Origin of the sequence: Ideonella aquatica (assembly GCF_018069755.1) — a bacterium.
GTDB lineage: Bacteria > Pseudomonadota > Gammaproteobacteria > Burkholderiales > Burkholderiaceae_C > Ideonella > Ideonella aquatica.
This window is the reverse complement of sequence record NZ_JAGQDE010000024.1, coordinates 1-13,560: the sequence shown is the minus strand read 5'-3', so window position 1 is coordinate 13,560 and position 13,560 is coordinate 1. Positions and strand designations below refer to the sequence as shown.

Annotated in this window: 13 protein-coding genes; 5 read left to right on the top strand and 8 right to left on the bottom strand. The window is 71.5% G+C overall.

The genetic code is table 11. The annotated features are described in order from the left end of the window. Positions 1-50: 50 nt before the first annotated feature. Genes KAK06_RS19785 through KAK06_RS19770 form a run of 4 tightly spaced genes read left to right on the top strand, consistent with a single transcriptional unit; the run spans position 51 to position 4,811 of the window. Complete coding sequence (locus tag KAK06_RS19785) at positions 51-563, top strand: MarR family winged helix-turn-helix transcriptional regulator (protein ID WP_210803883.1); 513 nt, start codon at positions 51-53, stop codon at positions 561-563. Further along, positions 560-1,984 (top strand): efflux transporter outer membrane subunit, encoded by a 1,425-nt coding sequence (locus tag KAK06_RS19780; protein WP_210803882.1) that lies wholly within the window; start codon positions 560-562, stop codon positions 1,982-1,984. The genes KAK06_RS19785 and KAK06_RS19780 overlap by 4 nt, the downstream gene beginning before the upstream one ends. 27 nt (positions 1,985-2,011) lie before the next feature. Beyond that, positions 2,012-3,223, top strand: coding sequence for an HlyD family secretion protein (locus KAK06_RS19775; RefSeq protein ID WP_210803881.1), 1,212 nt, complete (start codon positions 2,012-2,014; stop codon positions 3,221-3,223). 13 nt (positions 3,224-3,236) lie between these two features. Then, a complete protein-coding gene (locus KAK06_RS19770; protein WP_210803880.1) occupies positions 3,237-4,811 on the top strand; it encodes a DHA2 family efflux MFS transporter permease subunit in 1,575 nt (524 codons plus the stop codon). Here the strand turns inward: KAK06_RS19770 and KAK06_RS19765 are convergent, their stop codons facing one another. From KAK06_RS19765 to KAK06_RS19750, 4 genes are all read right to left on the bottom strand, one after another. Beyond that, positions 4,812-4,997, bottom strand: coding sequence for a type II toxin-antitoxin system antitoxin (locus tag KAK06_RS19765; RefSeq protein WP_210803879.1), 186 nt, complete (start codon positions 4,995-4,997; stop codon positions 4,812-4,814). 19 nt (positions 4,998-5,016) lie between these two features. Continuing rightward, positions 5,017-5,517, bottom strand: a complete 501-nt coding sequence (locus tag KAK06_RS19760; RefSeq protein ID WP_210803878.1) for a hypothetical protein — start codon at positions 5,515-5,517, stop codon at positions 5,017-5,019. Positions 5,518-5,536: 19 nt separating this feature from the next. Next, positions 5,537-6,424, bottom strand: a complete 888-nt coding sequence (locus tag KAK06_RS19755) for an SPFH domain-containing protein (protein ID WP_210803877.1) — start codon at positions 6,422-6,424, stop codon at positions 5,537-5,539. 80 nt (positions 6,425-6,504) lie between these two features. Continuing rightward, the gene (locus KAK06_RS19750) at positions 6,505-8,646 is read right to left on the bottom strand and encodes an acetyl-CoA hydrolase/transferase C-terminal domain-containing protein (protein ID WP_210803876.1); all 2,142 of its coding nucleotides are present in this window, start codon (positions 8,644-8,646) and stop codon (positions 6,505-6,507) included. Between the two features lie 201 nt (positions 8,647-8,847). Here KAK06_RS19750 and KAK06_RS19745 point away from each other — a divergent pair, with 201 nt between their 5' ends. Next, a complete protein-coding gene (locus KAK06_RS19745; RefSeq protein WP_210803875.1) occupies positions 8,848-9,657 on the top strand; it encodes a GGDEF domain-containing protein in 810 nt (269 codons plus the stop codon). A gap of 12 nt (positions 9,658-9,669) precedes the next feature. Here the strand turns inward: KAK06_RS19745 and KAK06_RS19740 are convergent, their stop codons facing one another. From KAK06_RS19740 to KAK06_RS19725, 4 genes are all read right to left on the bottom strand, one after another. Continuing rightward, positions 9,670-10,440 carry an oxygen-binding di-iron domain-containing protein gene (locus KAK06_RS19740; protein ID WP_210803874.1) on the bottom strand — a complete coding sequence of 257 codons (771 nt, stop codon included), beginning with the start codon at positions 10,438-10,440 and terminating at the stop codon, positions 9,670-9,672. 42 nt (positions 10,441-10,482) lie between these two features. Beyond that, the gene (gene miaA, locus KAK06_RS19735) at positions 10,483-11,424 is read right to left on the bottom strand and encodes a tRNA (adenosine(37)-N6)-dimethylallyltransferase MiaA (RefSeq protein ID WP_210803873.1); all 942 of its coding nucleotides are present in this window, start codon (positions 11,422-11,424) and stop codon (positions 10,483-10,485) included. After that, positions 11,405-12,643, bottom strand: coding sequence for a Bcr/CflA family efflux MFS transporter (locus tag KAK06_RS19730; RefSeq protein ID WP_247653001.1), 1,239 nt, complete (start codon positions 12,641-12,643; stop codon positions 11,405-11,407). Before KAK06_RS19730 ends, miaA begins: the two co-directional genes overlap by 20 nt. Then, the coding region (locus KAK06_RS19725; RefSeq protein ID WP_247653000.1) for a pseudouridine synthase at positions 12,630-13,560 on the bottom strand (931 nt) is incomplete at its 5' end. The genes KAK06_RS19725 and KAK06_RS19730, both read right to left, overlap by 14 nt.

Below are 13,560 nucleotides of genomic sequence, written 5' to 3'. Positions count from 1 at the left end.
ATTCAAATAATGCTCAGGCAATGATTGCATAGGCAATTAAACTGCAGCGCATGCCGAAGAAAGACACCGAGCCCGCCGCCTTCTACCAGCCGGGCCAGTACCGGCCCGACGAGAGCGTGGGCTACCTGATGCGCAAGGTCATCAGCTCCATCCTGGCGCAGGCCGATGCCCAACTGGCCAGCTGCGACCTGACCTATGTGCAGTGGCTGCCGCTGTACAAGCTGGTGATGAAGGAGGGCCACACCGTGGCCGGCCTGGCGCGCGACCTGGAAATTGACCCGGGCGCGATGACCCGCTCGCTCGACCGCCTCGAGGCCAAGGGCCTGGTGCGGCGCGAGCGCTCCACCGAGGACCGCCGCGTGGTCAACCTGGTGCTGACCGACGAAGGCCGCAAGGTGGCGCGCCGCGTGCCCCAGGTGCTGGCCGAGGTGCTCAACGGCCACCTGCGCGGCTTCAGCCACGACGAGTGGCGCACCCTGGTCGATCTGCTGACGCGCATGCTGGCCAATGGCGAGCGCCTGCGCCAGGGCGGCGATCCCGCCGAACCCAAGGAGCCGGCATGACCTCTCCAACCCGCCAGCGTCTGGCCGCGCTGGGCCTGAGCGTCGCGTTGCTGGCCGGCTGCGCCACCCCCGGTGAGCGTGCGCCAGCTGCCCGGCTCGACGATGGTCACGCCCTGGTGCTGGCCGCGCAGACCGATGCCTTGCCCGACGCCCACTGGTGGCGCGTGCTGGGCGATGCCCAGCTTGACGCGCTGATCGAGCAGGCCCTGCGCGATCAGCCCGGGCTGGCGGTGGCACGCGAGCGCGTGCGCCGCGCCCAGGCCCAGGCCGATGTGCTGGGGGCCACCCATGGCCCGCAGGCCCAGCTGAGCGCCAGCCTGACGCGCCAGCGCTACTCGGAACATGGCTTGGTGCCTGCGCCCATTGCTGGTGACACCTGGAGCTCGGGCGAGCTGCAGGCCGCACTGGCCTGGTCACCCGACCTGTTCGGCGCCCAGGCCGCCGAGCAGGCGGCGGCGCTGGGCCAGGCCCGTGCGGCCCGTGCCGACGCCGCTGCCGCCGCCAATGGCCTGGCCGCGCAGATCGCCCGCGGCCATGTGGCGCTGGCCCGGCTGCTGGCACAGCGCGAGGTGCTGCAGGCCCAGTGGGCGCAGCGCGAGCGCATCCGCCAGATCACCCAGCGCCGCGTGGCCGCCGGTCTGGACACGCGCGCCGAGCAGGTGCAGGCCGATGCCGCGCTGCCCGACCTGCGCGTGCAGCTCGAAGCGCTGGACGAACAGCTCACGCTGCTGCGTCGCCAGTTGGCCGTGCTCAGCGGGCAGGCGCCCGACGCGCTGAGCGGCCTAGCGCCGCGCCTGGACGCGCTGCGCAGTCCCGCGCTGCCGACCGCGCTGGGCGCCGACCTGCTGGGCCGACGACCCGATCTGGTGGCGGCGCGCTGGCGCGTCGAGGCTGGCCTGGCCGACGTGCGTGCCGCCGAGGCCGCCTTCTATCCCAGCATCAACCTGGTGGCCTACGCGGGCCTGTCGGCGCTGGGCCTGGACCGCGTGTTCGACCTGGGCAGCCGCCAACTGGGCGTGCAGCCCGCGCTGCGCCTGCCGCTGTTCGACGGCGGCCGCCTGCGCGCCGCGCTGCAGGGCCGCGAGTCCGAGCGCAACGCCGCGATCGCCCAGTACAACGCCACGCTGCTCGAGGCGGTGCGCGAGACCGGCGATGCGCTGGCCTCCGAACAGTCGCTGCAGCGCCAGCGCGCCGAGCAGGCGCGCGCCCTGGCCGCGGCTGAGCGGGCCCACCAGATCGCCGAGAAGCGCTACGACGCCGGCCTGGGCAACCAGCTCACCGTGCTGGCCACCGAAACCGCCGTGCTGGCCCAGCGCCGCCACGCCGTGGACCTGCAGGCCCGCCAGCTCGACAACCGCATTGTCCTGATGAAGGCGTTGGGCGGTGGCTGGACCGACGACACCGCACTGGCGGCCCGCTGAGCGACCGCGCACGAACGAAAGACGACGATGAACGCTCCCGCCTCTCCCCCCACCTCCAACCCGGCCCGCGCGCGCGGCCTGACCGCGATCGCCCTGGTCGTGCTGCTGGCCGGCGGCGCCTGGGCCGGCTGGCACTGGCTGCATGGCCGCCACCAGCAGAGCACCGACAACGCCTATGTGGGCGGCAACGTGGTGCAGATCACGCCGCAGATCGGCGGCACGGTGGTGTCGCTGGGCGCCGACGACAACGACGCCGTGCGCGCCGGCCAGGTGCTGGTGGCACTGGACCCGGCCGAGGCCCGGGTGGCCCTGGCCCAGGCCGAGGCCACGCTGGACCAGACGGTGCGCGAGGTGCGTGCGCTGTACGCCAACAACACCACCCTGAAGGCGCAGATCGCGCTGCGCGAGGCCGACGTGGGCCGCGTCCAGGCCGAGCTCGCTCGCGCCGACGACGACGTCAAGCGCCGTGCCCCGCTGGTGGGCGAGGGCCTGGTCGGGCAGGAGGAGTTCAACCACGCCAAGGCGCAGCAGGCCGCCGCGCGCAGCGCGCTGGCGGCGGCGCAGTCGGCGGCCCAGGCCGCGCGCGACCAATTGGCCGCCGGCCTGACGCAGACCGACGGCACCAGCGTCGAGCAGCACCCCAACGTGCTGCGCGCCGCCGCCAAGGTGCGTGAGGCCCACCTGGCGCTGCAGCGTGTCGCCCTGGTGGCACCGATCGACGGCCATGTGGCCAAGCGCAACGTGCAGCTGGGTCAGCGCGTGCAGGCCGGCACCCCGCTGCTGACGGTGGTGGCGATGAACCAGCTGTGGGTGGACGCCAACTTCAAGGAAGGCCAGCTGAAGGACCTGCGCATCGGCCAGCCGGCCGAGCTGACGGCCGATGTGTTCGGCGACCAGGTGGTCTTCCATGGCCGCATCGCCGGCCTGGGCGCCGGCACCGGCGCGGCCTTCGCGCTGCTGCCGGCACAGAACGCCACCGGCAACTGGATCAAGGTGGTGCAGCGGGTGCCGGTGCGCATCGCGCTGGACCCGAAGGAGCTGGCCGAGCATCCGCTGCGCGTAGGGCTGTCGATGGAGGTCAGCGTGGACACCCAGGACGCCTCCGGCAAGTCGCTGGCCGATGCGCCGCGCACCGAGCCGCTGGCCCGCACCACCGTCTTCGAGGCGCAGCAGCAGGCGGCCGATGCCGATGTCCAGCGCATCGTGGCCGCCGCGCTGGGCCGCGGCCAGGTTCACTGAGGGGCCGGGCACCATGGCCGATGATGCCGCGCCGCAGGGCCAGCCGCCCCGGCCGCCACCGCTGAGCGGCACGCCGCTGCTGCTGGGCACGCTGTCGCTGTCGCTGGCGACCTTCATGAACGTGCTGGACTCGTCGATCGCCAATGTGTCGCTGCCGGCGATCGCGGGTGACCTGGGTGTCAGCCCCGGCCAGGGCACCTGGGTCATCACCAGCTTCGGCATCGCCAACGCGATCTCGGTGCCGCTGACCGGCTGGCTGGTGCAGCGCTTCGGCGCGGTGCGCCTGTTCGTGGCCACGGTGCTGCTGTTCGTGCTGGCCAGCTGGCTGTGCGGCTTTGCGCCGTCGCTGGAGTGGCTGGTGGCGTTCCGGGTGCTGCAGGGCCTGGTGGCCGGGCCGATGATCCCGCTGTCACAGACCCTCTTGATGGCCACCTACCCACCGCACAAGACCGGCCTGGCCTTGGCGCTGTGGGGCATGACCACGCTGGTGGCGCCGGTGGTCGGGCCCCTGCTGGGCGGCTGGATCACCGACAACATCAGCTGGCCCTGGATCTTCTACATCAACGTGCCCGTGGGCCTGTTCGCCGCCGGCCTGACCTGGGCCATTTACCGCAAGCGCGAGACGCCGATCCGCACGCTGCCGATCGACGCCGTGGGCCTGGGCCTGCTGGTGCTGTGGATCGGCTCGCTGCAGCTGATGCTGGACAAGGGCAAGGAGCTGGACTGGTTCGCGTCGCCGCTGATCGTCGGCCTGGCGATCACCGCGGTCGTGGGTCTGGCGGTGTTCGTGGTCTGGGAGCTGAGCGCCGAGCATCCGGTGGTGGACCTGCGCTTCTTCCAGCGACGCAACTTCGTCTTCGGTGCCGCCTCGCTGTCCATTGCCTACGGCCTGTTCTTCGGCAACGTGGTGCTGATGCCGCTGTGGCTGCAGCAGTGGATGGGCTACACCGCCACCAGCGCCGGCCTGGCGCTGGCGCCGGTGGGCCTGCTGGCGATCCTGCTGACGCCGCTGGCGGGCCGCAAGGTCACGGTCTGGGATCCGCGCTGGATGGCCAGCGTGGCCTTCGTGATCTTCGCTGGCGTGCTGTGGGCGCGCTCACAGTTCACCGTCCAGACCGACCTGGCGCACATCATGGTGCCGACCCTGGTGCAGGGCGCGGCGATGGCGATGTTCTTCATCCCGCTGACCACGCTGACGCTGGCTGGCGTGACGCCTGATCGCATCCCCGCCGCAGCCGGCCTGTCCAACTTCACCCGCATCACCGCGGGGGCGATGGGCACCTCGATCTCCACCACGTTGTGGGACGACCGCGCGGCCCTGCACCACGCCCACCTCAGCGAGGCCCTGGGCAGCGGGCAGGGCGGTGCGCTGGCCAGCACGCTGGCCAACCTGCAGGCCGCCGGCCTGTCGCGCGAGCAGGCACTGGCGCAGATCAACCGGCTGGTCGACCAGCAGGCCTACACCCGCGCGGCCGACGACATCTTCCTGGCCTCGTCGATGATCTTCCTGGCGCTGATCGCGCTGGTCTGGGTGGCACGGCGCCCGCCGCGCCAGGCGCCGCCGGCCGACGCCGCCGGCGCGCACTGATCAGGACCCGGGCGCGGGTTTCGGCGGCGGCGCCGGCTTGATGCCGCGCCGCGCCAGCGCCTCGCGCAGCAGGAACTCGACCTGCGCGTTGGCGCTGCGCAGCTCTTGCGCCGCCAGGCGCTCGATCTCGGCCCACAGCGCGGGGTCGATGCGCAGCGGGTAGCTCTTCTTGCCGGGGCTGGCCATCAGCGCAGGTGTCCGCGGTTCATCGGGTGCGCCCGAAGCGCAGGTTCAGCTCCACCACCCAGGCCAGCATGCCCAGGACCAGCACGCCGTGCAGGGCCAGCATCAGGCCGTGCGACAGGTGTGGCGGCTGCTGCCGCTGGGCGTGGACGATCAGCAGGTGCAGGCCGATCGGATAGGCGGCCAGCAGCGTCGCCATCACCTTGACGCGTGCTTCCATGGCCGCGAGCGTGGCCATGCGGCGCTCGGGGGCCAGCCAGTAGGCCTTTTGGGGGATGCTCAGCCGCTGGCCCTCGCGACCGGCGAGCAGGCCCATGCCGTAGCCCAGGGGCAGGGGTAGCCCCACGGCCAGCAGCGTCATCATCCACAGGTGCAGGTGGCGCTCACCGTAGCCGGTGGCCTCACCCAGCACGCCGAAACCCGTGGCGATGTGCGAGGGCAGTGCCAGGCCGGTGCCCCAGATCACGGCAATGGCGGTGGCCACGGTGGCCAGCAGCAGCGCATCGATCAGACGCGGGTTCATCGCGACTCTCCATCAGAGGTCAGTTGTAGAGCGTGCCGGCGTTGACGATCGGCTGCGTGTCCTTGTCCGAGCACAGCACGACCAGCAGGTTGCTGACCATCGCGGCCTTGCGCTCGTCGTCGAGCTGCACGATCTCGCGCTCGGACAGGCCCTTGAGCGCCGCCTCGACCATGCTGACCGCGCCATGCACGATCTTGGCGCGCGCGGCGATCACCGCCTCGGCCTGCTGGCGGCGCAGCATCGCCTGGGCGATCTCGGGCGCGTAGGCCAGGTGGGTCAGCTTGGCGTCCTGCACCCGCACGCCGGCCGGCTCGAAACGCTGCTGCAGCTCGGCCTGCAGCGCCTGCGCCACCTCGTCCAGGCTGCCGCGCAGCGTGGGCTCGTGGCCAACCTCGGCGTCGCCGTCGTCATAGGCGTAGCGCGAGGCCAGGTGGCGCAGCGCGCTCTCGGCCTGCAGTGCGACGAAGCGCTCCACGTCATCCACCGAGAAGCTGGCCTGCGCGGTGTCGTGCACCTGCCAGACCACGGCGGCGGCGATCTCGACCGGGTTGCCGCGCTTGTCGTTGACCTTCAGGGTGCTCATGTTGAGCGTGCGGGCGCGCAGCGACACGGTGCGCTTGAGCAGCAGCGGATTGGTCCAGCGCAGGCCCTCGCGGCGATCGGTGCCGCGGTAGGCGCCGAACAGCATCAGCAGCGCGCCGGTGTTGGGCTGCAGCATGTACAGCCCCGAGGCCAGGAGGACCGCCAGCACCACCGACACGCCGATGACCAGGAACGACCCCGCCTGGTCATTGGCCAGCTGGAAGACCTGCCAGGCCGCGGTGCCCGCGAGCCCCGCGATCAGCAGCACGATGGGGTAGCCACTGGTGGTGGTCGCCGAGCGTTCGACGTGCTCCAAGCGGTTCATGCGGGTCTCCTGGATATCAGATCAAAGTGATATCACTTTAGGCCGGCTTTCAGCCACCGTCAAGCCGCCCGGCACGGCCCTCAGAGATTGCCGGCGAACAGCTTGCGGATGAACAGCCGCTTGAAGTCGGTGGCCTCGTCCAGGCCCAGGCGCTGCAGGTAGGCCGGGGGCGCCTCGCGGTTTTCCCACAGGGCCTTGAGTGCCAGCATCACCAGCTCCACCGGGTGCTCAGTGGCCTTCTTCAGGCGCTTGAGGGCGCGCACGATGTGCAACTCGTCGGGCGTCAGATCGGTGCCGAAGGGGAAATCGGGCAGGGCGCCGGCCTCGCTCCAGGGGTGCAGCCGCTGATCCAGCGTGGCCGGCAGGTTGTGGCGGTGGGCCTCGGGCACCTGCCAGCCGGCCTCCAGCTTGCCGTGCGACTGCGCGGCCAGGACCAGCTCATCCTGGAAGCGCGCATCGGCAATGCAGATCAGGCGCTTGACCACCTCGCCATCCGACTGGCCGCGCAGGTCGGCCACGCCGTACTCGGTGATGACGATGTCGCGCAGGTGGCGCGGGATGGTGGCGTGGCCGTAGGACCAGACGATGCTGCTCTTGAGCCCGTCGGGGTGCTCGTGGGTGGCGCGCAGCATCAGGATCGAGCGCGCATCGGGCAGCGCATGGGCCATCGCCACGAAGTTGTACTGGCCGCCCACGCCCGAGACCACCTGACCGCTCTCCAGGCCGTCGGACACCGCGGCACCCAGCAGCGTCACCATCATTGTGGTGTTGATGAACGAGGCCTGGCGGCGCTGGGCGCGCTTCAGCTCCATCTCGCCGCGGTGCTGGCCGTAGAGCTGGTTGATGAAGTCGATGCGCGTCATGTCGATTTTCGCCAGCCGGCTGCGCGGCAGGTGGCGCAGGCGCTCGTAGAAGTCGCCCGGACCGAGGAAGAAACCGCCGGTCATGAACACGCCATGCGCCAGCCGCGTGCCCAGCCAGGCCGCGCAGATCGCCTGAAAGGCTTCGGCATCGTCCAGGTCGTTGCGCAGGCGGATGTCGCCGTCAACCAGCTCCTGCCCGTCGCGCCGCAGGCCGGCCTTCAGGATGCCGAAGCGGCCCAGGAAGTCGAGGTCGCGCTGGCGCAGCGGGGAGTCGATGCGCTCGGCGGCCTGCAGCGCCCGCAGCGTGTCGGGGGTGACGGCCAGGTCGGGGATGCGGCCGGCGTTGATCAGCTCCTGCAGCACCGCGTCATCAAACACTTCGCGCCGCACGATGCCCGCCTCGATCAGCTGCAGGAAGCCGTTGACGAACATCTCCGAGCAGCCGTAGAGGCCCTGGTCGAAGCGACCGGTTTCGCGGCCGGCCAGGCCGTCGGGGCACAGGGTTTCAAGGATGCGGCGGTAGTCGGCGCCCTGGCGATCGCGCAGGACCAGGGCCTGGGCGATCGCGTCGCCCAGCGAGCCGATGCCGATCTGCAGCGTGCCGCCGTCGCGCACCAGGCTGGAGGCGTGCAGGCCGATCGCGTAGTCGGCGGTGCTGACCTTGCCATTGGGCGGCGCGAACAGTTCATGGCTGGCGCGCGGATCGGTCACCACCAGGTCGAAGAAGCCGGGTGCCACCTCGGCGTGGTTGGGCATGAAGGGCATGCGCTGGTTGACCACCGCCACCTTGAGCAGTGGCAGGCCCTGGGCTGTGTAGCGCTCGGCGATCTCGAAGCTCAGGTCCGGGTTGCTCGACAGCGACAGCCGCCAGTCCTCGCCCTGTCCCTCGCTGGCCACGGCCTGGGCCAGTACGTTCATGCCCTGCAGGGCCATGTCGCGGGCGACAAAGGTGTAGTTGGTGCTGATGTAGCCCTGCTGCGCAGCGGCATTGCCCAGGTAGTCGCCCGTCTTCAGAAAGAACTCGCGCACCTCGATGTGGGCGGGCAGGGTGCCGGCGCGGCAGTCCTTGACATAGTCCAGGTCGGGATAGTCGCCGAACACGCGCTCGACCAGGGGCGCCAGGAAATGGCGTTCCAGCTCGCTCTTGCCCACCGGCTTTTCCAGTGACAGGGCGGTGACGATGCGCAGCCGGCGTGTGTCCTGGGCCTTGAGCCGGCGGTACAGCGCGTTGACGAAGGGATTGGGCTTGCCGATGCCCAGCGGGATGCCCAGCACGATGTCGCCGGGCACGCGCTCAAGCACCGCGTCCACCGCGCGGTCCAGGTCATCCAGCACCAAGGGGGCGGCGGGTGGGGTCATGGTCTCCTCGTCGGGCGCCCGCGCGGGCGAGTGGTTCTGGGGGCAGTGTCGTGCACCGCGGCGGTGCGGGCCTTGACGCCAGGCAAGACCGGCGCCGACGCTGCAGCCGTTGCCTTTGTCACGCGGGGTCCGGCCGCGATCGCCACAGCGCCACGGCTTTGTGATGCAATGTTGGCCTTGCCACGATAGCCCGCCGCCATCTTGACCCGCTCGTCCACCGCCACTCCGCTGACGCAACGCCTGGCTCTGGCGGCCATTCGCCTGGGCACTGGTGCGGCCTGGATCTTCGAGCTCAGCGTCGGCCTGGCCGTGGCGCTGGCGGTGGCCACGCTGCTGGTGCTGCTCGACGGCATGAGCTGGGGCACGGCGGTGCTGGCCGGGCTGCTGGCCCTGGTACCGGCACTGCTGGCCGGCGGGGTGGCGCTGCATCTGGCACGCGCGCTGGCCGAGTCACAGCAGCAGCGCGAGATGCTGATGCTCGATGACGACCTCACCGGCGTCAGTTCGCGCCGCCAGTTCCTGCGTCTGGCCGAGCGTGAATGGTCGCGCTGCCGCCGCTACGGCGACGACGGCGCGATGCTGCTGATCGACACCGACCACCTCAAGCGCATCAACGACGGCCTGGGCCTGCGCTGCGGCGATGCCGTGCTGCTGGAGGTGACCCGCCGCGTCAATGCCACGCTGCGCCAGTCGGACGTGCTGGGCCGCTTTGGCGGTGCCGAGCTGGCCGTCTTCCTGCCGCACACCGATCCGCTGGGCGCGCTGGACGCCGCCGAGCGCATCCGCCAGCAGGTGGCCGGTGCGGCCTTCCGCTGGGAGCAGTCGCATCTGGTGGTCACGGTCAGCGTGGGCGTGTCGGCGGTGCATGCCAACCAGGCCTCGCTCGACGCCCAGATCCAGGAGGCCGAGGCTGCGCTGGAACTGGCCAAGGACGCCGGCCGCAACTGCGTGCGCGCCGCGCCCATCATCCCGCGCCCCTCGGGCGAAACCGCGCCTGCCGCGCGCAGCTGAGCGCTGCGCCGCTCAGGCCGGCACGCGGTAGGTTTGCGGGCCCACCAGGTCGATGCCGCAGGCCAGGGTGCGCACCCAGGCGATGAACTCCTTCACCGCCGGGCCGGCCAGTGGCGCGCCGTGCTGCGGCACGATCATGTCGATCGCCATCGGCTCGACCATGTCGGCCCACAGGCGCAGCACCTTGTTCGAGACCATGTAGCGGCGATGAAACGCCTCCATCCGCGGCAGCAGGGTGGCCAGCGAGGTGGCCGGCTGCTTGGCGTCCTGGCCGCCGCCCAGTGACACGCCCAGGTCGCCCGAGAACAGGATCTTGCTGATCGGGTCGTAGAACTGGAAGTTGCCCTCGGCGTGCAGGAAGTGCGCCGGCAGTGCGATCAGCTCGCTGGTGCCGATGGGGATGCGCATGCCGCTGTCGGGGATGCCCACCACGCGGCCGGCGGTCTTGCCCGGCTTGCAGAAGTGCGGCACGAAGCGCTCCCAAATGGTGGAGACGTAGATCTTGGCCTGGGTGGACGTGGTCCAGCGGTCCAGCGAGCCGATGATGTCGGGGTCGGCGTGCGAGGCCACGATCGCCGACAGCTTGTGCGGCGGAAAGTGCTGCGTCATCGTCAGGTACAGCTCGCTGTAGGCGAGGTTGCCACCCGGGTCGATGATCGCCCCGGTGTCGTCGTTGACGACCAGGAACTGGTTGGACTGCACCGCCTCCGCCGCATGGTCATCGGCCAGGTCGGTGAACATGAGGCACTTGTGGCTGCCGTGTTGGTAGAGGGTGACGGGCATGCGGCAATGTAGCCGCTGTTCTGCGCATCTGCTTGATCTTGGTTAAGGCGAAATCGCTTGCAGCGCTGCATCGCACAGCGCTGGCGTGTTCAGGCGGTCGATGGGCAGGGATGCACGCGCCATCCCGCGCAGCCAGGTGAGCTGGCGCTTGGCGAGTTGGCGGGTGGCAGCGGCACCGCGGTTGGCCACGTCGTCGCGCAGCGCGCTGCCCTGCAGGCCGGCGTCCAGCGCCTCCCAGGCCTGGCGGTAGCCGACGCAGCGCATCGACGCCAGGCCGGGCTGCAGGTCGCCGCGCGCGCGCAGGCCTCGCACCTCGTCCAGCAGGCCAGCGTCCAGCATCTGGGTGAAGCGCTGGTCGATGCGCGCATGCAGCCAGGCACGCTCCTGTGGCTCCAGCGAGATCAGCCGGTGCGACAGCCCGGCGCTGCGTGGGCCGGTGTGGAAGGCCGACAGCGGCCGGCCCGTCTGGCGCCACACCTCCAGCGCGCGCTGGATGCGCTGCGCATCGGTGGCGTGCAGGCGCGCGGCGGTGACCGGGTCGACCTGCGCCAGCTCGGCATGCAGCGCCGGCCAGCCGCGTTCGGCGGCTTCGGCCTCCAGGGCGGCGCGCACGGCGGGCTCGGTGGCCGGGATTTCGTCCAGGCCGTCGATCAGGGCCTTGAAGTACAGCATCGTGCCGCCCACCAGCAGCGGCAGGCGGCCACGAGCGCGGATCTCGGCGATCAGCCGGGTGGCGTCCTGCACGAAGCGGGCGGCCGAGTAGGCCTCGGTGGGTTCGATCAGGTCGATCAGGTGGTGCGGCACCGCGGCGCGCTCGGCGGCACTGGGCTTGGCGGTGCCGATGTCCATGCCGCGGTAGACCAGGGCCGAGTCGACGCTGACCACCTCCAGCGGCAGCCGCTCGGCCAGCGCCAGGGCCAGCGCGGTCTTGCCCGAGGCGGTCGGCCCGGCCAGGCCAACCCAGTCAAGGCCGGGCGTCACCATGCCGGCGCACCAGTGTCCAGGCGATCGTGGCCGTCACCACCGCCGGCACGGCCAGGCCCCAGCCCAGCATCGCCAGCGAGCCGTCCAGCGCGCGACCCAGCCACAGGCCCATGCCGAAGGCCACCACGGCCAGGATGAAGCCCGCCAGCGCCGAGGCCGTGCCGGCCGCGCGCGGAAAGGGCGCCACTGCGCCGACTTGACCGCAGGGCTGGTGAAAGCCGTGGCCCCAGCTGTACAGCCACTGCGCGCCGATCACCAGCGGCACCGAGCGCACATCGCCCAGCCCCAGCGCCAGCATGGCCAGCCCACCGGCCAGCGTGAAGTAGCCGCCCACCCGCGCCGCGCCGGTCAGCCCATGGCTGGGCAGCAGGCGCCGGCAGTGGAAGGTGCCGGCGATATAGGACAACGAGCAGGTGGCCAGCGTCACGCCGTACTGCGCCGGGCTCATGCCCAGCGTGCCGATGTAGACGAAGGAGGTGCCGGCCAGCAGCACGTACAGGCCGGCGTAGGTGCTGGCCACCAGCAGCGCCCAGGCGCGAAAGCCCGGGTGGGCGGCAATCTCGGCCAGGCGGCGCAGCAGCGGGCCGGGCGCGGTGGCCTGCGGGTCGCGCCGAGGCGCGGTCTCGGGCAGCTTCAGCAGCACGAAGACCAGGATGGCCGCGCTGCACAGCGACAGCGCCGCCATCGAGCTGCGCCAGCCGCCCCAGGCCGCCAGCAGGCCGCCCAGCGTGGGCGAGGCAAAGGCGATCACGCCCAGGCCCGACAGTCCCTGGCTCATCACCGTGGCGCCTTGGTGCGGCTCGAAGAGGTCGCGCACCATCGCACGGGCGCAGACCACCGACGCCGCCAGCCCCACGCCCTGTACCGCACGCAGTGCAATGAAGACGACGATGTCCCCCGCCAGTGCCGCCCCGGCCGCGCCGGCCGCATGCAGGGCCAGGCCACCCAGCAGCGCCGGGCGGCGGCCGAAGCGGTCGGACAGCGGACCCATCATCAGCTGGCCGGCGCCGAAGGCCAGCAGCAGCGCGGCCATGGTCATCTGCACGCGCTCCATCGGCGCGTCCAGACCCGCCTTGAGCAGCGGCAGCGCCGGCAGGTAGAGGTCGGTGGTGATCGGCTGCAGGCCCAGCAGCAGGGCCAGCGCCAGCACCACCACCTGCGGCGGCAGTGCGCGGGCAGCGGCGTTCAGCGGCAGCGCCGCGCTGTCAGAAACGCTCATCGTCGCGCAGGTAGCGCCACTGACCCACCGGCAGCTTGCCCAGCACCACCGAGCCGATGCGCACCCGCTTGAGCGCCAGCACGTTCAGCCCCACCAGCTCGCACATGCGGCGGATCTGGCGCTTGCGGCCCTCGCGCAGCACGAAGCGCAGCTGGTCTTCGTTGGCCCAGCTGACCTTGGCGGGCTTGAGCTTCACGCCGTCGAGTTCCAGGCCGTGGTTCAGGCGCTGCAGGTCGGCCTCGGGCAGCTGTTCGCCACGGGTGTATTCCACCCGCACCAGGTACTCCTTCTCGACGCTGGAGTCCTCGCCGATCAGGTGCTTGGCGATGCGGCCGTCCTGCGTGAGTACCAGCAGCCCGGTGGAGTCGATGTCCAGCCGCCCGGCCGGCGCCAGGCCGCGGGCATGGCCCGGGTGGAAGGGCTTGCGCGACGGGTCCTCGGCCCAGTGGTGGGCCGGCGCCACCAGCACGCTGGCGGGCTCGTAGCCGTCCTCGGCCTGGCCCGAGACATAGCCGATCGGCTTGTGCAGCAGGATGGTCACGCGCCTGGCCTGCTGGGTGCGGGCGGCGGGGTCGATCTCGATCACCGCATCGGGAGCGACGCGCTGGCCCAGCGTGGCCATGTGTCCGCCCACCTTGACCCAGCCGGCCTCGATCCACTCGTCGGCCTCGCGGCGCGAGGCCAGGCCGCGCTCGGCCAACACTTTGGACAGGCGCTCGCCGGCGCCTTCGGGGGCCAGGCGCGGGGGCACGACGCGTTCGCCGGCCGCAGGATCGCGGCGCGGGCGGTCGGTGCGGGGGCGGGGCTCGTCGCGCCAGGCCGGGGCGGCGTCGCGCGGCGGGCGCGGATTGGGCGGGCGGCCTGGGCGGTCGCCGGTGCGCTCATCACGGCGTTCATCGCGGCGGGGCGGACGCGCG

What these genes read in the sequence shown, in the direction of transcription:
- KAK06_RS19770 (WP_210803880.1), top strand. Translation starts at nt 3,237, where the DNA reads ATGGCCGATGATGCCGCGCCGCAGGGCCAGCCGCCCCGGCCGCCACCG.
- KAK06_RS19730 (WP_247653001.1), bottom strand. Translation starts at nt 12,643, where the DNA reads ATGAGCGTTTCTGACAGCGCGGCGCTGCCGCTGAACGCCGCTGCCCGC.
- KAK06_RS19750 (WP_210803876.1), bottom strand. Translation starts at nt 8,646, where the DNA reads ATGACCCCACCCGCCGCCCCCTTGGTGCTGGATGACCTGGACCGCGCG.
- miaA (WP_210803873.1), bottom strand. Translation starts at nt 11,424, where the DNA reads ATGGTGACGCCCGGCCTTGACTGGGTTGGCCTGGCCGGGCCGACCGCC.
- KAK06_RS19765 (WP_210803879.1), bottom strand. Translation starts at nt 4,997, where the DNA reads ATGGCCAGCCCCGGCAAGAAGAGCTACCCGCTGCGCATCGACCCCGCG.
- KAK06_RS19755 (WP_210803877.1), bottom strand. Translation starts at nt 6,424, where the DNA reads ATGAACCGCTTGGAGCACGTCGAACGCTCGGCGACCACCACCAGTGGC.
- KAK06_RS19785 (WP_210803883.1), top strand. Translation starts at nt 51, where the DNA reads ATGCCGAAGAAAGACACCGAGCCCGCCGCCTTCTACCAGCCGGGCCAG.
- KAK06_RS19780 (WP_210803882.1), top strand. Translation starts at nt 560, where the DNA reads ATGACCTCTCCAACCCGCCAGCGTCTGGCCGCGCTGGGCCTGAGCGTC.
- KAK06_RS19760 (WP_210803878.1), bottom strand. Translation starts at nt 5,517, where the DNA reads ATGAACCCGCGTCTGATCGATGCGCTGCTGCTGGCCACCGTGGCCACC.
- KAK06_RS19740 (WP_210803874.1), bottom strand. Translation starts at nt 10,440, where the DNA reads ATGCCCGTCACCCTCTACCAACACGGCAGCCACAAGTGCCTCATGTTC.
- KAK06_RS19775 (WP_210803881.1), top strand. Translation starts at nt 2,012, where the DNA reads ATGAACGCTCCCGCCTCTCCCCCCACCTCCAACCCGGCCCGCGCGCGC.